The sequence below is a fragment of the Gordonia paraffinivorans NBRC 108238 genome (genome assembly GCF_000344155.1).
GTDB lineage: Bacteria > Actinomycetota > Actinomycetes > Mycobacteriales > Mycobacteriaceae > Gordonia > Gordonia paraffinivorans.
Genome location: NZ_BAOQ01000016.1, coordinates 87333 through 111832 on the forward strand (window position 1 = coordinate 87333; position 24500 = coordinate 111832).

General features: G+C 70.8%; 18 protein-coding genes and 1 pseudogene. 9 read left to right on the top strand and 10 right to left on the bottom strand.

All coding sequences use genetic code 11. From position 1 onward, the window contains the following. Positions 1–75 precede the first annotated feature (75 nt). A complete protein-coding gene (locus GP2_RS08980) occupies positions 76–1398 on the bottom strand; it encodes an acetyl-CoA C-acetyltransferase (protein WP_006900180.1) in 1323 nt (440 codons plus the stop codon). An 84-nt stretch (positions 1399–1482) separates the two neighbouring features. Here GP2_RS08980 and GP2_RS08985 point away from each other — a divergent pair, with 84 nt between their 5' ends. Both GP2_RS08985 and GP2_RS08990 read left to right on the top strand, forming a co-directional pair. Continuing rightward, complete coding sequence (locus GP2_RS08985) at positions 1483–2847, top strand: 3-oxoacyl-ACP reductase (protein WP_006900181.1); 1365 nt, start codon at positions 1483–1485, stop codon at positions 2845–2847. Beyond that, positions 2847–3731, top strand: coding sequence for a MaoC family dehydratase (locus GP2_RS08990; RefSeq protein WP_006900182.1), 885 nt, complete (start codon positions 2847–2849; stop codon positions 3729–3731). Before GP2_RS08985 ends, GP2_RS08990 begins: the two co-directional genes overlap by 1 nt. An 88-nt stretch (positions 3732–3819) precedes the next feature. Here GP2_RS08990 and GP2_RS08995 read toward each other — a convergent pair whose 3' ends face one another. Together GP2_RS08995 and GP2_RS09000 are read right to left on the bottom strand one after the other, a co-directional pair. Beyond that, on the bottom strand, positions 3820–4422 hold the full coding sequence (locus GP2_RS08995) for a TetR/AcrR family transcriptional regulator (protein ID WP_006900183.1): 603 nt from the start codon (positions 4420–4422) through the stop codon (positions 3820–3822). 100 nt (positions 4423–4522) lie between these two features. After that, the gene (locus GP2_RS09000; RefSeq protein WP_006900184.1) at positions 4523–5722 is read right to left on the bottom strand and encodes a glycoside hydrolase family 3 N-terminal domain-containing protein; all 1200 of its coding nucleotides are present in this window, start codon (positions 5720–5722) and stop codon (positions 4523–4525) included. A 29-nt stretch (positions 5723–5751) separates the two neighbouring features. On the opposite strand from GP2_RS09000, the gene GP2_RS09005 reads away from it, so the two are divergent. From GP2_RS09005 to GP2_RS21165, 3 genes are all read left to right on the top strand, one after another. Next, complete coding sequence (locus GP2_RS09005; RefSeq protein ID WP_006900185.1) at positions 5752–6309, top strand: universal stress protein; 558 nt, start codon at positions 5752–5754, stop codon at positions 6307–6309. Between the two features lie 91 nt (positions 6310–6400). Next, positions 6401–6607, top strand: coding sequence for a DUF2613 domain-containing protein (locus GP2_RS09010; RefSeq protein ID WP_006900186.1), 207 nt, complete (start codon positions 6401–6403; stop codon positions 6605–6607). Positions 6608–6724: 117 nt separating this feature from the next. After that, positions 6725–11050 carry a DUF3367 domain-containing protein gene (locus tag GP2_RS21165; protein ID WP_006900187.1) on the top strand — a complete coding sequence of 1442 codons (4326 nt, stop codon included), beginning with the start codon at positions 6725–6727 and terminating at the stop codon, positions 11048–11050. Between the two features lie 59 nt (positions 11051–11109). Here GP2_RS21165 and GP2_RS09020 read toward each other — a convergent pair. Then, a pseudogene (locus GP2_RS09020) lies at positions 11110–12264 on the bottom strand (acyltransferase family protein); the annotation flags it as partial. Between the two features lie 17 nt (positions 12265–12281). Between GP2_RS09020 and pgfA the strand changes: the two are divergent. Continuing rightward, positions 12282–13457, top strand: a complete 1176-nt coding sequence (pgfA, locus tag GP2_RS09025) for a cell envelope lipid trafficking protein PgfA (RefSeq protein ID WP_040526672.1) — start codon at positions 12282–12284, stop codon at positions 13455–13457. A 15-nt stretch (positions 13458–13472) separates the two neighbouring features. Here pgfA and GP2_RS09030 read toward each other — a convergent pair whose 3' ends face one another. Together GP2_RS09030 and GP2_RS09035 are read right to left on the bottom strand one after the other, a co-directional pair. Beyond that, positions 13473–13943: an SRPBCC family protein gene (locus tag GP2_RS09030; RefSeq protein ID WP_040526673.1), complete on the bottom strand. Its 471-nt coding sequence runs from the start codon at positions 13941–13943 to the stop codon at positions 13473–13475. A gap of 67 nt (positions 13944–14010) precedes the next feature. After that, a complete protein-coding gene (locus GP2_RS09035) occupies positions 14011–15204 on the bottom strand; it encodes a lipopolysaccharide biosynthesis protein (protein ID WP_040526690.1) in 1194 nt (397 codons plus the stop codon). A 137-nt stretch (positions 15205–15341) separates the two neighbouring features. Between GP2_RS09035 and GP2_RS09040 the strand changes: the two genes are divergently transcribed. Both GP2_RS09040 and GP2_RS09045 read left to right on the top strand, forming a co-directional pair. Then, positions 15342–16277, top strand: coding sequence for an HpcH/HpaI aldolase/citrate lyase family protein (locus GP2_RS09040; RefSeq protein ID WP_006900192.1), 936 nt, complete (start codon positions 15342–15344; stop codon positions 16275–16277). Between the two features lie 2 nt (positions 16278–16279). Continuing rightward, complete coding sequence (locus GP2_RS09045; protein WP_006900193.1) at positions 16280–17995, top strand: MmpA family trehalose lipid delivery protein; 1716 nt, start codon at positions 16280–16282, stop codon at positions 17993–17995. Here GP2_RS09045 and GP2_RS09050 read toward each other — a convergent pair. Next, positions 17961–19103, bottom strand: a complete 1143-nt coding sequence (locus tag GP2_RS09050; protein WP_006900194.1) for a glycosyltransferase family 4 protein — start codon at positions 19101–19103, stop codon at positions 17961–17963. The two genes, GP2_RS09045 and GP2_RS09050, sit on opposite strands and share 35 nt — an antisense overlap. 216 nt (positions 19104–19319) lie before the next feature. Between GP2_RS09050 and GP2_RS09055 the strand changes: the two genes are divergently transcribed. Beyond that, positions 19320–20078, top strand: a complete 759-nt coding sequence (locus GP2_RS09055; protein ID WP_006900195.1) for a class I SAM-dependent methyltransferase — start codon at positions 19320–19322, stop codon at positions 20076–20078. 3 nt (positions 20079–20081) lie between these two features. On the opposite strand, the gene GP2_RS09060 is transcribed toward GP2_RS09055, so the two are convergent. The 3 genes from GP2_RS09060 to GP2_RS09070 form a co-directional block, all read right to left on the bottom strand. Further along, positions 20082–20900, bottom strand: a complete 819-nt coding sequence (locus GP2_RS09060; protein ID WP_006900196.1) for a hypothetical protein — start codon at positions 20898–20900, stop codon at positions 20082–20084. A gap of 175 nt (positions 20901–21075) precedes the next feature. After that, on the bottom strand, positions 21076–23622 hold the full coding sequence (locus tag GP2_RS09065) for an ABC transporter permease (protein WP_006900197.1): 2547 nt from the start codon (positions 23620–23622) through the stop codon (positions 21076–21078). Between the two features lie 21 nt (positions 23623–23643). Beyond that, the gene (locus GP2_RS09070; RefSeq protein WP_006900198.1) at positions 23644–24468 is read right to left on the bottom strand and encodes an ABC transporter ATP-binding protein; all 825 of its coding nucleotides are present in this window, start codon (positions 24466–24468) and stop codon (positions 23644–23646) included. Positions 24469–24500 lie beyond the last annotated feature (32 nt).

Below are 24500 nucleotides of genomic sequence, written 5' to 3' on the forward strand. Positions count from 1 at the left end.
CCACGAGAAATGAGACGGATCGCGCGTCTCGTCGCTCGATCCGTCTCATCTCGTGTTGGGCGCGGTCCGGGTCGGTCAGCCCTCGATGATCGCGGTGACACCCTGACCGCCGGCGGCGCAGATCGAGATCAGCGCGCGTCCGCCGCCGTTCTCCTTGATCTGCTTGGCGGCCTGGGCCACGATGCGGCCGCCGGTCGCGGCGAACGGGTGGCCCGCGGCGAGAGACGAGCCGTGCACGTTGAGCTTCGAGCGGTCGATCGGGCCGAGCGCGGCGTCGAGGCCCAGGCGCTCCTTGCAGTACTCCTCGGACTCCCACGCCTGCAGGGTCGCGAGGACGACCGACGCGAAGGCCTCGTGGATCTCGTAGAAGTCGAAGTCCTGCAGGGTGAGGCCGTTGCGCTCGAGCAGGCGCGGCACGGCGTAGGTGGGCGCCATGAGCAGGCCGTCGGGGCCGTTGACGTAGTCGACCGACGCGGTCTCGCTGTCGACGAAGTACGCGAGCACCGGCAGGCCGCGCTCCTCGGCCCACTCGTCGCTGGCCAGCAGCACGGTCGACGCGCCGTCGGTGAGCGGGGTCGAGTTGCCGGCGGTCATGGTGGCGTCGCCGAGGGAGACGCCGAACACCGGCTTGAGCTTGGCGAGCTTCTCCACCGACGAGTCGGGGCGCAGGTTCTCGTCGCGGGTGAGACCCATGAACGGGGTGATCAGGTCGTCGAAGAAGCCGGCGTCGTAGGCCGCCGCCATGTTCTTGTGGCTGGCCACGGCCAGTTCGTCCTGGTCGGCGCGCTTGATGCCGAACTCCTTGGCGGTGATGGCCGCGTGCTCGCCCATCGACATGCCGGTGCGCGGCTCGCCATTGCGCGGGATCTCGATGCCGAGCTTGGTGATCAGCTTGGCGGCATTGAGGATCTGGTCCTTGGTGCTGCGGGAGCGATTCACCTCGAGCAGCTGGCGGCGCAGCTCGTCGCTGACGGCGATCGGGGCGTCGGAGGTGGTGTCCACGCCACCGCCGACCGCGGCGTCGTAGCGACCGCGGGCGATGCCGTCGGCGACGATCGTGATCGCCTGCAGGCCGGTGCCGCACGCCTGCTGGACGTCCATGGCCGGGGTGTAGGGCGACAGCGCCGAACCCAGCACCGACTCGCGGATGAGATTGAAGTCACGGGCGTGCTTGAGCACCGCGCCGCCGGCGACCATGCCGAGCCGCTCGCCCTGCAGGTTGAACCGGCTCACCAGGCCGTCGAGGGCCGCGGTGAACATCTCCTGGTTGCTGACCTTGGCATACGCGCGGTCCTGACGGGCGAAGGGAATGCGGTTGCCGCCGATGATGGCCACCGGACGCTCGGTCCGGGGCTTGGGGGCGTTGGCCTTGTACGGGGTGGAACTGTTGTCTGCCACGTCGATCTCCAGAGTCGTGTGCGGTATCTATAGCGTATTCTTACTCAACAGTAAGTTCGTTGTCGAACGACAGAGGAGATCAACGTGGCCGCCAACGCAACTGGCCTGTACTCGAGCTTCGTCCATTCCGCGCCGGGCGCCTTCATCGCCAAGCAGGCCGGCCTGCCCGTGCCGCCGCCACTGCGGCGCTACAAGCCCTCCGAGCCGCCACTGCCGGGTCCGGTGCTCCTCGGCGGCGAGGGCCGACTCGTCGAGCCGCTGCGTGAGCTGCTCGCGAACGCCGACGACTACGACCTCATCCAGAACGCCCTGACCGGCCGCAGCGCCGACAAGTACGGCGGCCTGGTGTTCGACGCCACCGGCATCACCTCCCCGGCCGAGCTGCGCCAGCTGTTCGAGTTCTTCCAGCCGGTCATGCGCTCCTACGCCCCGTGCGCACGGTTCCTCGTGCTCGGCACCACGCCGGAGCTGGTCACCGACCCCAACGAGCGCGTCGCACAGCGCGCGCTGGAGGGCTTCACCCGCTCGCTGGGCAAGGAGCTCCTCAAGGGCGCGACCGTCCAGCTCGTCTACGTCTCGCCCGACGCCGAGACCGGCCTCTCCGGCCTCGAGTCGACCCTCCGCTTCGTCCTGTCGGCGAAGTCGGCGTTCGTCGACGCCCAGGTGATCCGCGTCGGCGCCGACAACGCGGAGGCCCCCAAGAGCTGGGACCGCCCGCTCGAGGGCAAGGTCGCCGTGGTCACCGGTGCCGCCCGCGGCATCGGCGCCACCATCGCCGAGGTGCTCTCGCGTGACGGCGCCCATGTGATCGCATGCGACGTCCCGCAGGCCGGCGACGCGCTGTCGGAGACCGCGAACAAGGTGGGCGGCACGTCGTTCCCGATCGACGTCACCGACCCGGAGGCCGGCGCGAAGCTCGCCGAGCACGCGCTCGAGCGTCACGGCGGCGTCGACATCATCGTCAACAACGCGGGCATCACCCGCGACAAGCTGCTCGCCAACATGGACGCCGCCCGCTGGGACGCGGTCATCGCGGTCAACCTGATCGCCCCGCAGGCCCTCGTCGACGCGCTGCTGGAGAAGGGCGCCCTGCGCTCGGGCGGCGCGGTCATCGACGTCTCGTCGATCGCCGGCATCGCGGGCAACCGTGGCCAGACCAATTACGGCGCCTCGAAGGCCGGCGTCATCGGGCTGGTCGACGCGTACGCGCCGATCCTGGTCGAGAAGGGCATCACCATCAACGCCGTCGCCCCCGGCTTCATCGAGACCAAGATGACCGCGGCCATCCCGCTGGCGACCCGCGAGGCCGGCCGCCTGATGAGCTCGCTGCAGCAGGGTGGCCAGACCGTCGACGTCGCCGAGACCGTGGCCTACTTCGCCAACCCGGCGAGCAGCGCCATCACCGGCAACGTGGTCCGCGTCTGCGGCCAGGGCTTCCTGGGCGCGTGATGGGTAGGACGATCACGCTCCCGGGCGTCCCCGGGACCGCAGAGCTCTACGGCAAGACCGTCACCGCGATGCTGCCGGGCATCGGCAAGCCGGCCCGGGTCGAGGCCGACGCCCCTCTGCCCGACACGCACTACCGCCTCGACGACCTGCGTGTCGATCCGGCTGCGCTGCAGGCGTATTGCCACGCGACCGGCCAGCGGTTCGGCGAGACCCTGCCGCTGACATACCCGTTCGTGCTGCAGTTCCCGGTGGTCATGAAGCTGATCACGTCGGACGACTTCCCGTTCGGCGCAATCGGTTCGGTACACCTCAACGACACGATCGAGCGTTTCCGCCCGATCGCGGTATCCGAGCCGCTGTCGATCGTGACCCATGCGGAGAACCTGCGCGAGCACCGCAAGGGCATCCTCGTCGACGTCATCAGCGAGATCAGCGTCGGCTCCGAACTGGTGACGCGCCAGACCGCGACGTTCCTCAAGCAGCAGCGCACCAGCCTGTCCGACGAGCCGCGCGGGCCGGAGCCGAAGGCGAAGACCCCGCCGCCGCCGGACGCGATCCTCTCGGTGGACCTGGGACGCATCCGCGAGTACGCGGCCGCATCCGGCGACCGCAACCCGATCCACATGGCCAACCTGACGGCCAAGGCCTTCGGGTTCCCGCGGGCGATCGCCCACGGCATGTGGAGTGCTGCGGCCGCCATCGCCAACATCGAGGCCCAGCTGCCCGGCGCCGTCACCTACGACGTGAAGTTCGGCAAGCCGATCCTGTTGCCCGCCAAGGTGAATCTCTACACCCGGCGGGTCGACGACGAGGGCTTCGACATCGCGATCCGCGATCGCAAGAAGGGATTCCCGCACCTCACCGCGACGACGCGGAAGGGCTGAGATCCTCGCTCACCGAATCCGTTCCCGCTCACACCGTTCGCGTGAGCGGGAACGGATCGTGTGAGCGCCGATTCGGCACGGAGGCGGCTCAGCTGTCGGTACCGACGCCCTTCAGGCCTCGCCAGGTGATGCCGACGAGCAGGTTGGTGGCCTTCTCGAGGTCCACGTCGCCCTCGGTGATGCGGTCGGCGACGGCCTCGGCGGCGCCGACGATGGCGACTGCGGTCAGCTCGAAGTCGATGTCGCCGGCGGTCTCGACGGTGGTGCCCGCCTTGATGAGCTCGGCGACCATCTCGACGACGCGGCGGCGGCTGTCGGAGACGATGCCGGCGAAGCTGGCGGTGCCGATGGCGACGCGGTAGAGCACGCGCCACGACTCGCGGTTCTCGTGGACGAACCGGAGGAACTCGCGGATGACGGTCCGGGCCTGCTCGCGCTGGGACAGCGACGGGTCGAAGCCGACGCTCATCGCCTCGATGAACAGCCCGGACTCGCGGGCGATGCAAGCACTGAACAGCTCCTCCTTGGAGCCGTAGTACAGGTACAGCATCGGCTTGGAGATCTGCGCCTCGGCGGCGATGGCGTCCATCGACGTCTCCCGGAAGCCGTTCTGCGAGAACACCTTCACGGCGGCATCGAGCATCTGCTGCTCACGTACAGCACGTGGCAGACGCTTGGTTCCGCCCGACATCATGACCTCCGATCCCACGACCGCTACTCGATCGACGATACCCACAAACTTACCAAGCGGTAAGTTCAACGGTCGCTCGGGCGGTGCATGAGCGGTTCGCTCAGCAGGTCACGACGCCCTTCGAGCGGAGGATGCGCAGCACCTTCGCGTCGAGGCGTGCTGGGGCCAGCCGGCCCTGCGCGACGGCCTTCTCCAGCGTGTCGAGGACCGAGGAGACGCGGTCGGTGGACAGCCAGAGCGCGACGTCGCCGCCGGCGAGGATGAACTTCTCGACCGCCTGCTCGATCGGGTACCGGGCGCTGATCGCCGCCATGCCCGACAGGTCGTCGGAGAAGATCACGCCGTTGAACCGCGGCCCGCCGTAGCCGACCCCGGTGCGCAGCATCTGGATCGCCGGACGGCTGATCGACGCCGGGAGTCCGTTGGTCAGGCCGGGGACGATGAGGTGACCGACCATGACGCCGGCCGGACCGGGGTCGCGCAGCAGGTTCCGGAACGGCACCAGGTCGCTGTTCTGCAGCTGCGCCAGCGACGGCACCTGCACGACGCCGAGGTGCGAGTCGCCCGACCCGTGGCCGTGGCCCGGGAAGTGCTTGTACACCGGTGTGATCCCGGCGTCGGCGAGACCGGCGGCATAGGCCGCCGCGTACTTCGTGACGACGGCCGGGTCGTTGCTGAACGAGCGGTCGCCGATGACCTCGTCGTCCGACTCGTCGCTCACGTCGGCGACCGGCGCGAAGTCCACGGTCACGCCCAGCTGCTTGAGCTGACGACCCACCCCGGCGGCGATCTGCCTGACCTGATCGGGGGTCTTGGTGCGCGCGAGCTCGCGCGGCGAGACATGGTCGATCCCCAGCGCCGACAGCCGCGACACCCGGCCGCCCTCCTGGTCTACGGTGACCATCAGCGGGATGTCGGAGCCACGGGAGATGCGGGATGCCGCGCCGCTCGTGAGGATCGCCTTGTCGGTCCAGCTGCCGACGAAGATCCCGCCGATCTCCTCCTTCTCCACGATCCGCTGTGCGTCGGCGGCCCCGGTGACGCCCACGACGATCAGCTGCGCCAGTTTCTGCCGGCGCGTCAGCTCGGAGAGCTGATCGGCACCGCAGGCCTTGGCGACAGGCGTCGTGCTCGACGCGACCGACGAGTACCCCGGCGTCGGCGACGCGGACGCGCTCGGCGTCGATGACGGCGCGACGGGACTCGACGAGCCGCAGGCCAGCAGGCCGACGGTCAACGTCGCGACCGTCGCGGTCGCCAGCGCGTTCCGAATCCACCGAGGTCGGCGAGTTGGGTACATGGGTCGAGTCTGGCATGTAACCTGAGCAAATGGACGCAGGGTCCGTCCCGGCCGAGACCGCGACCTCCCCCGGTGGTCGCGAGGAATCACGCGCGAGACAGACCCTGATGATCGCCTACGACGGCTCGGAGAACGCCGATCGCGCGATCCGCTACGCCGGCCGATTCCTCCTCGCCGAAGCCGCCTTCGTCGTCACCGCCTGGCAACCCGGCGGCATGACCCCCGCGCGCCTGTCCACCCTCGCCGGCGGGATGCAGCCGTTCGTCGACACCCAACTCGACGCCGACCTCGACCGCGCTCTCGAACACGAGGCGGCGGCCCTCAACGAGCGCGGCGTCGCGCTTGCCCGCGAGTGCGGCCTGTCCGCGCGCGGCATGCTCGTCGAGGTGGAGTCCACGGTCTGGGGCGCGCTCGTCGCCGCAGCCGACGCGCTCGACGTCGACCTGCTGGTCACCGGCACTCGCGGGGCGTCGGGCCTGCGGGCGCTGCTGAAGTCCAGCGTCGCCGAACGCGTCCTCAAACACTGCCATCGACCGGTGTTCATCGTCCCGGCCCAATGCGAGAAACACCCGGAGGTCACGCCCTAGCGCGTCGGTTGCCGCAATCGGATGCCATCGCGGGACGAACACGGGCGGGTGAGCACATGGTCGACGTCTACTCGATGGTAGTTTCTTCGCCATGACCAACAACCGCCTTGTGGCCGGCGCCGTCGCCGGTGTGGCCGGCATCCTGGTGGGACTCGGCGCGGTGTTTCTCGGCGGGTTCCTCGCCTCTGAGAACAGCCCGTCCACGGACCTGAACAACATCAACCCGAACAACGGGTTCGTGCAGGGTTCCGTCGACTACGGCTCGCGCGAGGGCGCGGCCGGCGCCGAGAACAACTGACGTCCCCGCGACGCCGGAGCCGGCGTCGCGACGACCTGACGGCAGCAGCAACTGAGTAGTCCACCGAACACCGCCTCCACGAGGGTTCTGACGACCCGTGGAATCGGTGTCGCCTCGGTGATCGCGCTGATCGTCTGCCTACTGCAGTCCCCGGGCGAGATCGCCGCCGACACCAAGCTGGATCTCACCGCCAACCCGCTCGGGTTCCTGGCGCGGGCGGCACACCTGTGGACGCCCAACGCGCCCATGGGCCAGGTCCAGAACCAGGCCTACGGCTACTTCTTCCCGCACGGCGCGTTCTTCGCCGTCGGCGACCTGCTGTCGGTGCCGCCGTGGATCGTGCAGCGCCTGTGGTGGGCGCTGCTGCTCGTCGTCGGCTTCGTCGGCATCGTGCGCGTCGCCGAGGCCCTGCGCATCGGCTCCCCCGCATCCCGCGTCTTCGCCGGCATCGTCTTCGTCCTGAGCCCGCGCGTCCTCACCACCCTCGGCTCGATCTCGTCGGAGACGTTGCCGATGATGCTCGCCCCGTGGGTGCTGCTGCCGGTGATCCGGGCGCTCGACGACCCGGGCCTCGCCGGCGGCGGCACGGCGCGCCCGCTGTGGCGGGAGGCCGCGCGCTCAGCCGCAGCAGTGGCCCTGATGGGCGCCGTCAACGCGGTGGCGACCGCCGCGGCACTCGGGGTCGCGGCGGTGTGGTGGTTGCTGCACCGGCCCCGCGACGGCCGGTGGTGGCGGTTCGGGGCGTGGACGACGCTGGGGCTGGTCTTCGCGTGCGCCTGGTGGATCGTTCCGCTGCTGCTCCTCTCGCGGGTAAGCCCGCCGTTCCTCGATTACATCGAGTCCTCCCGGGTCACCACCGAGTGGACGTCGCTGACCGAGGTGCTCCGCGGCGCGAGCTCGTGGACGCCGTTCGTCTCCCCAGAACGCGTCGCGGGCGCGGTGCTGGTCACCCAGCCCGCCGCGGTGCTCGCGACCGGGACCATCGCGGCCGCCGGTCTCGCCGGCCTGTGCATGCGGCACATGCCGTCCCGCGGGCGACTGGTGACCATCCTGGTCATCGGACTGCTGGTGATGTGCACCGGCTACGTCGGCGGTCTCGATTCGCCGGTGGCCGAACAGGTTCGCACATTCCTCGACGGGTCGGGCGCCCCGCTGCGCAACATCCACAAGTTCGAGCCGTTCGTCCGCCTGCCGCTGGTGCTCGGCGTCGCCCACCTGTTGGCGCGGGTCCCGCTGCCCGGCACCGCGAGCGCGCGGGAGACGTTGTCGGCGTTCGCCCATCCGCAACGTTCACGCCCGGTGGCCGCGGCCATCGTCCTGCTGGTCGCGGTGATCGCCTCGGGATCGCTGATGTGGACCGGGCAGATCGCGCCGGCCGGCACCTACCGCGCGATCCCCGATCACTGGAGGCAGGCGGCTAACTGGCTGTCCGAGCACAGCGAACGTCCCGACGGCGCACCGCCCGCCCGCACCCTCGTGGTTCCCGGGGCCCCGTTCGCCGACCAGCTGTGGGGCCTCACCCGCGACGAACCGCTGCAACCGCTCGCCGACGCCCCGTGGGCGGTGCGCGACGCCATCCCGCTGACCCCGCCCGGCGCCATCCGGGCGCTCGACGCGGTACAGCGCGAGATCGCCGCCGGGCGCGGCTCCCCCGGCCTCGCCGCCACCCTCGCACAGCAGGGCATCGGCTACGTCGTCCTGCGCGCCGACCTCGACCCCGAGACCTCCCGATCGACGCGACCGCTCCTCGCACAGCAGGCCCTCGACACCTCGCCCGGACTGACCCGGGTCGCGACCTTCGGCCCGGAGGTCGGACCACCGAGCGTGCGAGGCGTCGTGCGCGACAACGGACTTCGCCCGAAGATGCCGGCGATCCAGATCTATGCCGTCGACCCCGACGGCCTCGAGGGCCCGATCTTCGACGGAACCGGCCCCCTCCTCGTCGACCGCAAGGGGATGACACGCGTCGCCGGCGGCCCGGAGGCCGTCGCCGAGCTCGCCGAAGTGCGCGCACGAGAAGGGCTTCCGCAACTCGGTCCCGTCCTGCTCGACGCCGACGCGAGGCGCGCCGGCATCACCGACGGCCCGCTCGTGGTCACCGACACCCCGGCCGACCGGGAGACCGACTTCGGCCGGGTCGACGACCACAGCTCCGCGATCCGGGCGGCCGGCGACCCCCGCCGGACCCAGAACGCCGCCCCGGACTACCCCGTCGACGGCCAGCCCCTCGTCCGCGGAGAGTGGTTGCTGGACAACGCCCCCGGCGAGGTGGAGGTGACCACGTCGGGATCGGCGTCGGACGCGGTCCAGCCGGGACAGACCTCGCCGGCGAACTCCCCCGCCGCCGCCTTCGACGGCAACCCGCAGACCGCGTGGGTCAGCGGCGGCCTCGAAGGCGCGGTCGGGCGGTGGCTGCGGATCGGATTCACCACGCCGCAGTCCGATCTCGCAGTCACCCTGACCACCGCGAAGGCCCTCGGCCCCGACGTCACCAGCGTCCTGGTCACTACCGAGGCCGGCAGCACCGTGGTGTCGGGCCTGAAACCCGGCAAGGCGACGACGGTGACCGCACCGAGCGGTCCCACGCGATGGCTCCGCATCCGCGCCCTGAGCACCGACGACGGCACGGCCGGAAACCAGTTCGCGCTCGGCGAGGTGTCGGTGACGAATCTGCGCACCTCCTCACCGCTTCAGATCCGGTATCGCGTCACCCTCCCCGACCTCGAGGCGGGCACGCCTGTCGCCCAGTGGCTGCTGTACTCCGAGCTGAACGGCCGCGCCTGGTGCGTCGACGACCCGGCCCGCGAGATCGTCCGGTGCGCACCGGGACTCGGGCTCTCACCGGAGACCGGGGCGGTGTTCACCCGGGCACTATCGGTACCCGAGGACACCACCGTCACCCCGACCGTCATCCTCCGCCCGCGCCCCGGAGATGCGCTCGACCGCCTGCTGGCGGAACCGGGTTCCCTGACGGCGACCGGACCTCGCCCGGTCGGCGACCCACGCGGCAACCCGGGCGCAGCCGTGGACGGCGATCCGGGGACCTCGTGGACCGCACCGCAGATCCCCGAGACCGAACGTGCGGCGGACGACTCCGACGAGCGCGACGAGGAGAGCGGGAAATCCGACGATAACGAGCCGACCCTGGTCGTCCGACTCCCGGCGAGACAACGCGTCGAATCACTGAAAATCCATGCACCGCAGGACTATCCGGCCAGGCCCACCGAGGTGTCGGTCGACCTCGGGACCGGTGAGCAGATCCGGGAGGTCGGGCGCGACGGCGTCCTGCGCCTCGATCCGGCGGTCACGGACCGGATCGTGATCACCATCCGCGAGCAGGCCGACCTGATCGACGTGAACAGCCTGGGATTCGCGACCCCGGCACCGCCGGGCATCGCCGAGGTCGAGGTGCTCCCCGCCCCGGCACCGCCCGCCGATCCGGACCGGGTGGTCGACATCGGTTGCGACGACGGCATCGGCATCACCGCGGCCGGACAGGTCGTCGGGGTGTCGGCGCGGACGACGGCCGGCGCACTGCGCAGCGGCGAGCCCGTCGTCGGAACTCCCTGTGCGAACGGCGAACTGCGCCTGCCCGCAGGTCGTCAGGAAGTGGCGGTCAACCCCGGAGAGGCGTTCACGGTCGACGCTGTGTCGCTGGTGCACGAGCCGATGACGCCCGCGACCACGTCGGTGCCGACGGTGGCCGAGTGGGGCGCGACCCATCGCGTCGTCGACGTCGACGCCGGGCCGGAACGCCTTCTGGTGGTGCCGGAGTCGACCAATCCCGGCTGGATCGCGCGGCTCGACGGCACGGAGTTGTCACCGGTCGTCGTCGACGGGTGGCAACAGGGATGGATCGTGCCGGAAGGCGCGTCGGGGCGGGTCGATCTCACGTACCGGTTCGATTCGCTGTACCGGTGGTCGATCGTCGTCGGCCTGGCGATGATGGCGGCACTGCTTCTCGCGGCGTGGTGGCCGTCGAAACGGCGGGTGGACGTCCCCGCACGGCAGACCCCAGCGCCCGGCCGGACGACTCTGATCGCAGCCGGCGCCGGAATTCTCGGAACGTCATGGCTGCTGGCAGGCTGGTGGGGGTTGGCGATCGGCGTCGTGGCCGGAATCGTCGCCGCCGCCATGCCGCACAGGGCCGGTGTGACGACGACCTTCGTCGCGATGATGGCGGCGACCACCGGGCTCGCCGCGGGCCCGTGGCACGCCGAGGGCGGCTACCACGGCTGGCAGTGGTGGGTTCAGTTGCCGGCGCTGGTCGCGGTGCTGATGACCTGCTGGCTCGTCTTCTTGTCGACCTGGGCCGCCCCATCGACCGATGACGCAGCAACCGATGACGCCGGAGATGCCGGCGCCTCGGCGGCCGTCCGCCTGCGCCGCCGCGCCTCCCGGTTGCGCAGCCAGTTACGCGCAGGCTCCTCGATGAACGCGTAGGACGCCGCGGAGATCCCGATCGTGAGTCCGAGCGTGAGGACCCACACGAGCACGGTGTCGCCGTTGAACGGCACGATCCCGAACAGGGGGAAGACCACGGCGAGGATCGCCACGTGCCAGATGAAGATGCCGTACGACCAGCGTCCGAGCGCCAACATCACCCGTGACGTCAGGAAGCGGAACGGGCCGGGGTTGCAGACGAGCGGCGCGAGGAGCGCGTAGCCGCACAGCCCGCCGAGCACCATCTTGGTGGCGAACTCGGTGTTGGTGACGTCGCCGAGACCGGTGGGGCCGGCCAGGCGCGTGCATGCCAGCCCGTACGCGACGGCCAGGAGTCCGAACATCAGCCAGCGGTTCGCGCTGATGCGGATCGCGAGGTCGAGCGCACGGCCGCGGGTCGCGCCGGGGGTGTCGAGGACGCCCGCGATCTCGGCCAGGATCAGTCCCGCGATGAACCAGGGCAGGTGGCCGAACACCCAGTTCTTGGTCTCGACGCCGTCGGCGACCGGCAGGGACGTGCCCACCCACGCCCACCCGAGGCTGAGGACGCCGAGCGCCATCAGGACGGGGATGCGCACCGAGACGCGCCGGCCGCGAAGCCGGAGCAACGCGAGCCCGATGACCGGGAGGAGTGCATAGAAGGTGACCTCGACCGACAGGCTCCACATCTGGGTGAGGCCGGCGGTCAGGGTGAGCGGCACGAAGACCTGGGTCAGCGTCAGGTTCGCCAGCCACACCTCCAGGTCGGCGCCCTGCGCCTCCGGCAGCAGCAGGAGCACCAGCACCACGACCACGAGGTAGGCGGGCCAGATGCGCACGACGCGGTGCCGCAGGTAGCGCGGGATGGACGGATGGCCCTCGCCGCGGTGCGCGGCGTCGACCCAGCCCCGCCAGAGCAGGAAGCCGGAGAGGGAGAAGAACAACGCGACCGCGAGGTCGAGGCGACCGAGCACGGGTCCGATCACCGGGATCTCCACCGCGCGGGTCTGGAAGGCCACGTGGGTGGTCAGCACTCCGATCGCCGCGATCGCGCGCATGCCCTCGAGCTGCGGATAGAACCGACGGGCCATGGCCGGCGTCGCGGCTGCGGCGGCGTCGGTTGCGGCGACTTCGTCGGTGGCCTTGGAGGCGACTTCGTCGGTGGCCTTGGAGGCGACTTCGTCGCGGGCGGGGTCGGTGCTGGTCATGCTGGTGACAGGGTAACCGTGCCCCATCCACTACCCTCGCCACCATGTCTTCGGAGCCGTCCCCGGTGCAGTCCGGTCCCCGACGCTGGTCCGCCGCGGACCTGGCGGGACCGACGCTCATCTTCGTCGGCAGCTTCCTGATCGCGGTGACGATCGCCCTGCCCACGCTGCTCGTCGGCAATTTCCGCGAGATCCCCCTCAGCACCGACTTCACCACCGTCGCCACCGCCGAGGACGCCACCGTCCTCGATCGCTGCTCGCTGGCGACCCCGAGGGCCCGGACCGCCGGCGCCGACCTCGTCCGGCAGCAGCGCGTCGTCGCGGTGCAGCCGTCCGACTCACATCGCGTCACCCTGCAGGCCGGCACGTCGGTTCAGGCGGAGACGTTGAAGATCGACGACCGCGAGGTCGACCCGGAGGACCCGCGCCCGGGCAGCGAGGACGAGTCGGCGCAGCCGTGCAACGAGGCCACCATCGACGCGATCAAGGATCGGGTGACGCTCGACCGGGAGACCGCCGAACCGCAGCTCTCGTCGCGCGGGGCGTCGGAGATCCAGTACGACAGCGATCAGGCGCCCGTACTGGTCCCCGACCGTCGCGGCTTCACCTACCTGCTGCCCTTCGACACGAGCCTCTCCGACCACGAGTTCTTCGACCCCGTCACACGGACCACCGTGCCGCTGGCCTACGACGGCGAGACCGAGGTCGAGGGCAAGACCGTGGCCCGCTTCCGCGCCGAGGTTCCCGAGACCGACCTCGCCCGCGAAGCCCTCGGGCGGCCGGTCGGCACCGACGTCGTCATCACCCGCCCGGCGTCGTGGTTCGGGATCGACGGCCCCGCACGGGAACTGACCGCCACCCTGCGACACAAGGGTTCCTGGGACCTCGCCGTCGACGCGACGACCGGCACCATCGTCGACGCCACGATCGTCGTCGACGAGTTCTATGCCTTCCCCGACGGCACGACCGGCGTCCCCGCGGACTACCGGCTGCCGCACCTGCAGGCGACCTTCGCCTACGACGAGCAGACGCAGTCCGAGATGACGCGCCTCGCCTCGGATCTCGCAACCCCGATCACCGTCTGGGGGCGTGTCGTGCCGATCGTCACCGGTGTGCTCGGTGTGCTCGCGCTGATCGCGGGCGCGGTGCTGATCAATCCGGCGTGGCTGCCGGAGCGGTGGCGGCGCACCGCGACCGGCTCCGCGCAGCACGACGCCTGAGGTCGCTCTCTCAGCTCACGACGCCGCCTCGGCGGCCAGGCGTCCGAGCGTGTCCTCGAGCTGGTCGCGGGAGACCAGCGGGAACCCGACCTGCTCGAGGAGCTTCTTGTCGGTGACCTTCGACCAGTCGTGGGTGTGCCGGACCAGGGTCTCGCCGGGCCCGAGGGACTCGAGTTCCCACACCCATTCCCATCCGGGCGGTTCGGTGCCGGCCGGGGTGGTCTTCCACGCCAGCAGCTTGTCCTTCGCGTAGCCGGTGACGTGGTTGTCGGTCTGGTAGTCGCCGCCCATGTGGTCGCCGGCCATGTTCATCGTGAACACCTGCCCGACCTTCTGGATGCGGTCGGCATGGTCGACGCCGCGGATGAACCCGGAGCCGTCGAGGCGCTGATGCCGTTCGGGATTGGAGAGGATGTCGAACACCGCGTCGACGGGGGCCTCGATGACGCGTTCGACTGTGACCTGGGTGACTTCGTTGTCGCTCATCACACCACACTGCCGAAGGTCGGCTGGTGCGGCAACGTCCCTGGGCCGGCGGGGTGGATCCCGGCGGTCAGCGGGTGAGGGCCCACGTGACGGCCGCGGCGACCGTGACCGCCGCCGCGGCGATCGCCGCCACCCCGAGCACCGACCCGGCGAGGGTGAGGATGCAGATCACCTCGGCCGCCACGACCACCCAGGCGACGAACGCGACGCGGGTGCGGTCTCGTGCGATCGCCGACAACAGGACCACCTGCAGCACCGCGAGCGTCGCGCCGATGTAGGCGAACAGCCACAAGATGGGGACGAGTTCGTCGTAGCCGTCGCCGAACACCAGCGGCACCACCGGCCCGGCCGCCCCGGCGCAGAGGGTGAGCACCACTCCGACGGCGGCGACGACGGTCACCGCCTGCCGCAGCGACACCCGGGACCGGGCGGGGTCGGCCAGGCGGGGATAGAAGACGACGCCGATCGCCTGGGGCAGCCAGAACGCGACCTTGGTGGCGATGGCGCCGAGCGCGTACACGCCGACCGAGTCCGCGTCGAGGACCTGCGGGGAGAGCAGCAGGTCGACCGACGAGGCGACGATCAGGACCAGTTGCACCTGCGAGGCGCGGACGACGCTGAGCACGCCGGCCGGAGGGCCCTCGGCCCCGCCCCCGGAGGGGACACCCACCTTGCCGACGACCGCCCAGACCAGGACCACCGACGCCGCAGCACCGATCGTGCCGGCCAGCAGGCCGCCGGCCGGACCGGCGCCGACGGTGAAGGCCCCGATGATGGGCACTGCCCGCAGAATCCCCACCACCGCGAGCACCCAGGACAGGGTGCGGAACTCTCCACGACCCTGGAGGATGCCCTGACCTGCGGCGATCAGCGCGAGGAGGGGGGCGGCCGCCAGCGCGGCGAGGGTCGTGAGGACCCCGGTCCGCAGCAGCAGGGCGACCAGCGGAGTGGCGACGGCGACCAGCGCGACCACGCAGAGCGTCGTCTGCACCCCGACGCGGCGGAGCCGGCGCTCGTCGTGGCCGAGGACCACCTCGCGGGCGATGACGTTCTGCAGGGCCAGTGCCGGCACCCCCAGGACGAGCATCGCCGACAGCAGCACGGCGAACTCGCCGTACTCGCTGACGTCGAGGTAGCGGGCGCTGGCCGTCAGGTGCACCAGGTACATGCAGACGTTGGCGACCATCGACCCGACCGCCACCGACCCCACGGCGCCGACGGTTCCCGATGACCGTCGACGGGCCGGCTGGGTCTGCTGCATGACCACAAGTGTGACGAGTCGGGCCGAGGATGCGTGAACAGGGTGGGATGCCCGCAGAGGGTGCTTTGCACCGTTCACTGTGCATAGGCGACGATGGGTGGCTGGAGAACCAGGACCGAAGCCGACGAGAGATACCGATGTACGACGAGAAGACCACCTACGACGCCGAGCCGACCGACGTCGGTTCGCGTATCGATCCGGTGCTGGCCCGTAGCTGGCTGCTGGTGAACGGTGCGCACTACGCCAAGTTCGAGCCCGCCTCGCGCTCGCGCGCCGACATCGTGGTCCTCGACATCGAAGACGCGGTCGCCCCCAAGGACAAGGTGACCGCCCGCGACAACGTCGTGCGGTGGATCGGCCCGAAGGACGGTTCCGGTCCCGGCGCCGGCGACTGGGTGCGGATCAACGGCTTCGGCACCCCGTGGTGGGCCGACGACCTCGCGGCCCTCGCCGAGACCGCCGTCGGCGGTGTGATGCTGGCGATGGTCGAGTCCGTCGACCATGTCACCGAGACCGCCAACCGGCTCCCCGGCCTGCCCATCGTCGCGTTGGTGGAGACCGCGCGCGGGCTCGAGCGGATCAGCGAGATCGCGTCGGCCAAGGGCACCTTCCGGCTCGCCTTCGGCATCGGCGACTTCCGTCGCGACACCGGTTTCGGCGACGACCCGCTGACGCTCGCCTACGCCCGGTCGCGATTCACCATCGCCGCCAAGGCCGCTCACCTGCCGAGCGCGATCGACGGGCCGACGGTCGGTTCGAGCGCACTCAAGCTGAGCGAAGCCACCGCGGTCAGCGCGCAGTTCGGCATGACCGGAAAGATCTGCCTGACGCCGGCCCAGTGTGCGCCGGTCAACGAGGGACTCTCGCCCTCGCAGGACGAGATCACCTGGGCCAAGGAGTTCTTCGCCGAGTTCGAGCGCGACGGCGGCGAGATCCGCAACGGCTCCGACCTGCCGCGCATCGCCCGCGCCACCAAGATCCTCGACCTCGCCCGCGCGTACGGCATCGCCGAGTCGGAGTTCGACGACGATCCGGTGCACGCGCCCGCCCCGTCGGACACCCACCACTACTGACGGTGGCTCCCGCACGGCTCCTCCCGGCGCTCTACCTGGTGAGTGCCGTGGCGGCCGTGGCGATCCTGGCGCCCGTGCTGCCGACGCTCGCCGGCGCCGGCCCGGGGTATCTCCTGTACCGGGACGCGGTGTCGACGCCGCGCACGCACGTCACCGACACGACGCTGGGGATCGGCGACCTGCCGCCGCGGGCGGTTCCGCAGGACTGGTTCGTGGCGATGGCGTCGTCGGTCGTCGACGGCGGGGTGGTGGTCGTGGCGACCCTATTGGCCTCGCTGGTGTTCGCCGGCGTCGGCTACGGACGTCTGGCATCGCGCCTGGTCCCGGGCTCCGGTCGGGCCGGCGCCGTCGCGGCCGCGCTGGTGGCGATCTGGAATCCCTATGTGGCCGAACGTCTTCTGCAGGGCCACTGGAGCCTGCTGGCCGGATATGCCGCGCTGGGATGGATCCTCGTCGCGGCGATGGAACTACGAGATCGTCCTGATCTCACACGGTTCGCACAACTCGGCGGCCTGCTGGCCGCGGCCGGACTCACCCCGACGGGGTCGGTGCTGGCCGGGCTCGTGCTGGCGGCGGCGCTGATCGGACGACCGGTCGGTGCGCGGGCGACGGCGATCGCGGCGGCGCTGTGGCCGGCGAGCACGGCGCCGTGGACGCTGACCGCGGTGATCAGCGACGCGGCCACGACGTCGAATCCGGCGGGTGTGGAGGCCTTCGGGCTGCGCCCCGAGCCGGGGCTCGGTCCCGTGGGGACGGTGTTGTCACTCGGCGGGATCTGGAACGCCGACGCGGTGCCGTCGAGCCGGACCATCTGGTGGGCGGCGGTCGCGACCCTGTGCCTGCTGATCGTCGTGTCGGCCGGTGTCGTGTTCTTGTGGCGCCGACGTGCGTCACTCGATCCGCTCGTGCGAGCCCTCGGCCTGCTGTCCGCGGCGGTCGCGGTCCTGTTGGTGCTCAGCACGTTCGGTCCGGGGCAATGGGTGCTGGAGGCCGCGGTCGAGCACGTCCCCGGAGCCGGCCTGTTCCGGGACACGCAGAAGTTCGCCGCTCTCCTCGTCCCCGGCGTCGCGGTGGCGGTGGCGGCGGCGGTCACGGCGGCCGGTCGGCGGGTGCCGTCCGGTTTCGCACTCGCGGCGGTCACCCTGCTCGTCGTCGCGCCGCTCCCCGACCTCGCCTGGGGCGTCGGCGGTTCGGTGCGTTCGGTGGGCTACCCCGAGGACTGGGCGACCGTCGCGGAGCTGGTCCCCGCGGATCAGGGAGCGGTCGCGCTGTGGCCGGCGGACACCGTGCGGCAGTACGCCTTCGCCGACGAGGTCTCACTCGATCCCGCTGCGCGGATGCTGCGGGCGCCGGTCATCGAATCGGGGGAACTCAGCGTCGACGGCGAGGTCGTCGACGCGCCGAGCGAACGTGCCGCCGCGGTCGCCGCGGTGCTTGAGTCCGGCGGGTCGCCCGCCGAACTCGCCGCGCTGGGTGTGGGTTGGGTTCTGGTCGAGAACGATTCGCCACCGGCGCTACTCGCCGAGGAGGGGCGGCTCGTCCATGACGGCGAGGATCTCCGGCTCTACCGGATCGACGCCCACGCAGACCGTTCGGCGGACGGGTCCGACCGGGCACTCGCGATCGGAGCGCACCTCGTCTGGGCGGCGCTGTTGGCGGCGGGGATCGTGGGCGCGGTGGCCGCTACCGCGAGAGCACCGCGTCGAACGTCTCGATGAAGCCGTCGCAGGTCGCCTCCCAAGAATAGCGCCCCGCCTTCGCCTGCGCGTTGCGCCCGAGGCGCTGCGCCTCGTCCGGATTGTCGATGAGTTTCCTTGTGGCACTGACCAGTTCGTCGACACCGTCGACCAGGAGGCCGGTGTTCCCGTCGTCGATCGAGTCGAGGAGTCCGACCGAACTGCGGTAACCGATGGTCGGGACGCCGTGCTGGGCGGCCTCGATGACCGCGAGGCCCCACCCCTCCTTGCGGGACGGCATCAGGTGGACATGCGCCTGCGACAGCAGTTCGTGCTTGCGGGACTCACTGACGTGGCCATGGAAGACGACCGCGTCGGTCACGCCGAGTTCAGCTGCGGCGGAACGGAGTTCGTCGGCCCACCAGCCGCCGCCGATGACGTCGAGATGCACGTCGAGACCGGAGCGCCGCAGCTGCGAGCAAACGGTGAGCGCATCCTCGACCTGCTTGTGCGGCACGAGGCGCGACAGCACGCACAGTCGCACGGGACCGTCGGTGGAGACGCCCGATGCGAGTGCCGCGTCGCCGGGAATCGGGTCGACGCCGTTGCGGACGACGGAGATGCGCTCGTCGTCGACGCCGAGTGCGACGAGCTCGTTCTTCGACGGCGTGGACACCGTGACGTATCTGTTGCGCCGATGCACCCGCGGCGACAGCCGCGACTCGATGAACCAGCCGACCCGGCCGAGCGCACGACCGGCGACCGGCCACTGTTCGCGGTGGCAGTGGTGGACCAGCACCACCGTGGGGGCCGGGGCGACCAGGGTCGCGAAGAACGGGACGCCGTTCTGGGTGTCGACGACGACCTCGGGACGGATGCCCTTGAGCGGTCCACGGCCGAGCCGGCCGGCCAGGATCGTCGCCAGCATCCGCGGGTAGACCGTGATGCGACCGCCGGCGCGGACGAACCGCATGCCGTCGCGCACCTCCTCGGATGCCGCGCCGGGGTAGGCCGAGGTCAGAAAGGTGACGCGTGCGCCGCGTCGGGCCAGCTCGGCACCGACGCGTTCCAGATAGGTCTCACTGCCCCCGCCCTGCGGGTGGCGTGTGTCCCGCCAGCACAGGAGCAGGACATCGGAAGGTACGCGCATCGCACGACAGCCTACCGCCAGGTAACCGCGGGTCATGCCCGGACCGGCCCGGCGACGGAACCGGCCCGGCCTCGGCGCGACGCGACGAGACCGACTCCCAGACGTCGATCCGGCCGTGCGACGTCGAGCGAGGTCGCACCGTCGAAACGACGTCTGCCGGTCAACGACAGGCACGAGCCGAGCGCGACGGACCGCCACGACTAGAGTGACCCGACGATGACCACGAACTCCGGCCGCACGCGGATGGCCCGGCTCGCGACCCTGCGCCGCGCCGCGGGCCTGCTGAACGACTTCCGGTACGAGCAGTCCGACCCCGCCCGCTTCTATGGCGCCCTGGCCGCCGACACCGCCGACATGGTCGAGGCATTCGTCCCCGACCTCGACGGCAAGGTGATCCTCGACGTCGGCGGCGGGCCGGGGTACTTCGCGGACGCCTTCCGGGCGCGCGGCGCGCACTACATCTCGGTCGAGCCCGACCCCACCGAGATGCACGCCGGGGGTCTCGAACACCGTGGGTCGGTGCGCGGTTCCGGCCAGGACCTGCCCTTCGGCGACGGCTGCATGGACATCACCCTGTCGTCGAACGTCGTCGAGCACACGTCGAAACCGTGGGAGATGGCCGACGACATGCTGCGCGTCACCCGCCCCGGCGGCGTCGTGATCATCAGCTACACGCTGTGGTGGGGTCCGTTCGGCGGTCACGAGATGGGCCTGACCCACTACCTCGGCGGGCACCGCGCCGCGCGCCTGTACACCAAGCGCCACGGCCACCCGCCGAAGAACCTCTACGGGACGTCGTTGTTCGCGGTCAACGCCACCGACGGCCTGCGCTGGGCACGCACGGCGTCCGACCGTGCCGAGCTCCTCGCCGCCTTCCCCCGCTACATCCCGCGCTGGATGTGGTGGGTCATGCGGGTTCCCGGCGTGCGCGAGGTTCTCGGCACCAATCTGGTCCTGGTGCTGCGGAAGAAGTAGGGCCTACTCCTCCGAGAGGTCCGCGCTGCAGGAGAGCGTGCCGCCGTTGCTGGTGGCGGTCGCGAGCTGCTCGCCGTCGGCGATGATGCTGCACGTCACCGGCCCGCGGATCACGATCGCCTGCAGGCTCGCCTTGGTGCCCGAGAGCTTCACCCGCTGCGACCACGGCGAGCCCGTGGCCGCGATGACCGTCGGCGGGCCGTCGCCCTTGGAGAAGCTCAGCGCGACGACATCCCCGTTGCCGGTGAGCTGGTAGGTGACCGTGCCCGAGCGCGGCGTGGTGGTCGGGCTGGAGGTCGTCTGCGTCGTGGACGTGGTCGTCGACGTCGAACTCGGGGTGGTCTGCTCGCTGGTCGAGGTGGTCGTCGACGAGTCCCCGGCCGCCGTCGGCGAGTCGTCACCGCCGCTCGACCGGCTGATCAGCACGACGACCAGCGCGAGGATCACGACCGCGGCCAGGGTCACCAGCACCAGGCCGACCGTGCGGCCCGACGAGCTCTTCGGCGGTTCGCCGCCGCCCTGCGACCCGGCGTACGGGTCGGCGCCGTACGGCGCGGCACCCGTGTACCGGGGATCGCCGTATTGGGGGCCTCCGTACTGGGGGTCCCCGTATCGGGGCTCGGTGTACTGGGGCTCGGTGTACTGGGGCTCGGTGTACCCGGGGCCCGGGAACGGCGCGGTGCCGGGCGGCTCCGGGTACGGCTCGCCCTGCGAGTAGGCCTGCGACGGGGGCGCCGACGGGTCGTAGTCCGGATCGAACTGCCGGGTCGCCGGCGGCTCGTCCTGCGGATCGTTCGGATCGCCCTGGGGTGGTCGCGTCATGCGGTCGATTCTGTCATTCGGATCCTGAAACGGGCCTGTGACCGCGCAGCCCGGGCACAACCCGGGCCGCGCGACTCAGCGGTCGGCCATCGCCACCCCATCACAGGACGGCCATCGCCCCCCTATCACAGGTCGGCTATCGCCTCCCCATCACAGGTCGGCTATCGCCTCCCCATCACAGGTCGGCTATCGCCTCCAGGGGCCCGGTGCGGGCGGCGCGGACCGCCGGCCACAGCGCCGCGAGCACACCCACGACCGCCGAGGCGACCAGCGTGATCACGATCAGCGTCCACGGGATCACCGGAGCGCCCAGGCCCCACTCCGCCAGTGTCCGGACCAGCGCCACGCCGATCAGCGTGCCCAGCACGACGCCCACCACCGCGCCGAAGATCGAGATGAGCACCGACTCGAGGTAGATCGAGCGTCGGACCTGGCCGCGGACCATGCCGATCGCGCGCAGCATGCCGATCTCGCGCTTGCGCTCCACGACCGACAGCGCCAGCGTGTTGATGATGCCGAGCACCGCGATCAGCAGCGCGAGGCCGAGCATTGCGTAGAGGACACCGAGCATCTGGTCGATCTGCGACGAGATCTGACCCTTGAACTGCTCGCGGTCCTGCACCTGCACGGTCAGGAACGCGGCGGTGGCGTCCTCGAGCCCGGTCCGCAACGCATCGAGGTCGGCGCCGGGCTCACCCTTGACGAACACGGTGACGTCGAACCGCGCTGCGGGCGGCACGAGCCGGTCGTAGGCGGCCGCGCCGATGACCCACGGCTGCAACGCCTCGTTGTCGGCGTAGACGCCGGCGATGGGGACCTGGACCTCCGCACCGGTGGCGGAGGTGAACGTCAGCACCTGGCCGCGCTCCCACCCCTTCGTCGTCGCCGTGCGGTGGCTGATGAGCATGCCGTCGGCCGGCAGGTTCGACGACGCGCCGTCCTCCATGTCCATGATCGTCACGTCGTCGAGTCGTCCGCCGAGCGCCGCGAAGCCCTGCTCGGCCTTGTCCTCGACCTTGGCCTGCACCACCCCGAAGGACACGACCTCGCCGACACCCGGCACGCCCTGCGCGGCGGCGCTCACGGCCGGAGGGATCGGCTGCTGGTTGGTGCCCGTCAGGATGTAGTCGGCGGTGATGCCGGCGTCGATCGCATCGTCGACCGTGCCCTTGAAGGACTGGCCGAGCGTGCCGATGATCGCCACCAGCATCAGGCCGAGAGTGAGGGCGAACGCCGTCGCGGCCGAACGTCGGGGGTTGCGGACGGCATTCGTGCGTGCGAGGCGACCGATGGCGCCGAACGGGGCGCCGATGATCCGGCCCAGCGCACCCACGAAGGGGCGGGACGCGGCCGGACCCACCAGGACGGCGGCCAGCACCGCACCGGCGGCTCCCAGGCCGACCGTGATGGCCGGCCCCTTGCCCTCGCCCGTCGCGCCAACGACGATCGCGACGATCGACGCGATGCCGATCACCGCGCCGGCGATCGTGCGGTAGCGCAACGACGCCGACCCCTCGGCGGCCGACGCCCGCATCGCCTCCACCGGCGGCACACGGGCGGCCCGCACCGCCGGCACCCAGGCCGAGATCATCGTGACCACGACGCCCACGAGGATGCCCGCGAGGATCGCACCCACCCCGACGTCCAGGTCGCCCTGCGGCAGGCCCGACGTCGCGGCGGTGAACGCCTTCAGCGCGGCGGCCAACCCGATGCCGATGCCCAGGCCGAGCACGCCGCCGATGATGCCGACGATCAGCGCCTCGAACAGCACCGACCGCGACACCTGCTGCCTGCTCGCACCGACCGCTCGGAGCAGCGCGAACTCGCGATTGCGCTGCGCGACGATCATCGAGAAGGTGTTGTAGATGATGAACGTGCCCACCACGAGGCCGATCGCGGCGAACGCCAGCAGGATGTACTGGAAGATCTGCAGGAACTCGTTGACCTGCTCCTTCTGGTCCGCGCGGACCTCGTCGCCGGTGCGCACGTCGTAGAGGTCGGCGGCCGGGCCGAGCGCGCCGATCACCCGCTCTTTCAGCTCGTCCGGCGTCACCCCCTCGACCGCGGACATGTCGACGGTCCCGACGTGCTTGCCGTCGGTGAACAGCCGCGAGGCGGTGGCGGCGTCGAACTGCGCGTTGACGTACCCGCCGGTGGAGGTCGGCAGGTCGATCAGCCCGACGACGGTCACCTCGAGCGGGGCGGCGTTGCCCTGCCCGATCACGACCTTGGTCTTCGATCCGACGTCCAACCCGGCCGAGTCCGCCGCGGACTTGTTCAGCGCGATCTCACCGGCGTTCTCGGGTCCCCGGCCGCCGGGGATGATGCGCGACTCGTCGGGGTCGAGGGCCTCCTGCGGCGGAATCCAGGTGGAGCCGATGCTCGGCGCGCCACCGGTCTGGATCGCCTTGCCGGCCGAGTCGGCGACCGTCACCAGGCCGGAGTTGTTGACGACGATCTTGTCGATGCCGAGCTGCTCGCGCTGTGCACGCAGCTGGTCGACGACCTCGACGGGCACACCCGGCGACTGCCGGTCGGCCGGGGTCACCTCGACGGCGACTCCCTGTGCCGCGCTGTCGAAGATGTCGTTGAACGCCTTCGAGATCGAGCTCGTGAACACGATCGAGCCGACGACGAATGTCGTGCCGAGGACGATCGAGAAGAGCGTGAGGAACAGACGGAGCTTGTGCGCCCGCAGGTTTCGGAGGGAAACCCGGCGCATCACCGATGACGACGCCACGGCTCAGAGGGTTCTGGCGGACTCGGCGGCGGTGGCCGGCTCGGTTGCGGGTGCGGGCACGTTGTCGAGGTTCTTCATGACCTCGAAGACGTCGTCGGCGCTCGGGCGCGACAACTCCTGCACGATCTGGCCGTCGGCGAGGAACACCACGCGGTCGGCGTAGGACGCGGCGCGCGGATCGTGCGTCACGATGACGACCGTCTGGCCGAACTCGTCGGTCGCGGCGCGCAGGATCGACAACACCTCGCCCGACGACCGCGAGTCGAGGTTGCCGGTCGGCTCGTCGCCGAAGATGATGGCCGGCTTGCCGATCAGCGCGCGGGCGCAGGCCACGCGCTGCTGCTGGCCGCCGGACAGCTCGCTGGGAAGGTGACCGAGACGATCGGTGATGCCGAGACGGTCGACGACCGCGTCGAACCACTCGGTGTCGACGGTCCGGCCGGCGATGTCGACCGGAAGGGTGATGTTCTCCTTCGCGGTGAGGGTCGGGACGAGGTTGAAAGCCTGGAACACGAACCCGATCCGGTCGCGGCGCAGCATCGTCATCGCCTTGTCGCTCAGCGCGGTCAGGTCGGTGTCCCCGATGTACACCCGGCCCGAGGTGGCGACGTCGAGACCGGCGAGGCAGTGCATCAGCGTCGACTTGCCCGACCCCGACGGCCCCATGATCGCGGTGAACTCGCCGTCGCGGAACGTGATGGACACACCTTTGAGGGCCTCGACGGCCGTTTCGCCCGATCCGTACCGCTTGACCAGGTCCTCTGCACCCGCAGCCAGTCGATGGTTCGGCGTCCCGGCGTCGCGGGAGGCCGCATCAGTCGTCGTCATGCCCTCAACGGTGCCAAATCCGCGGCCGAATG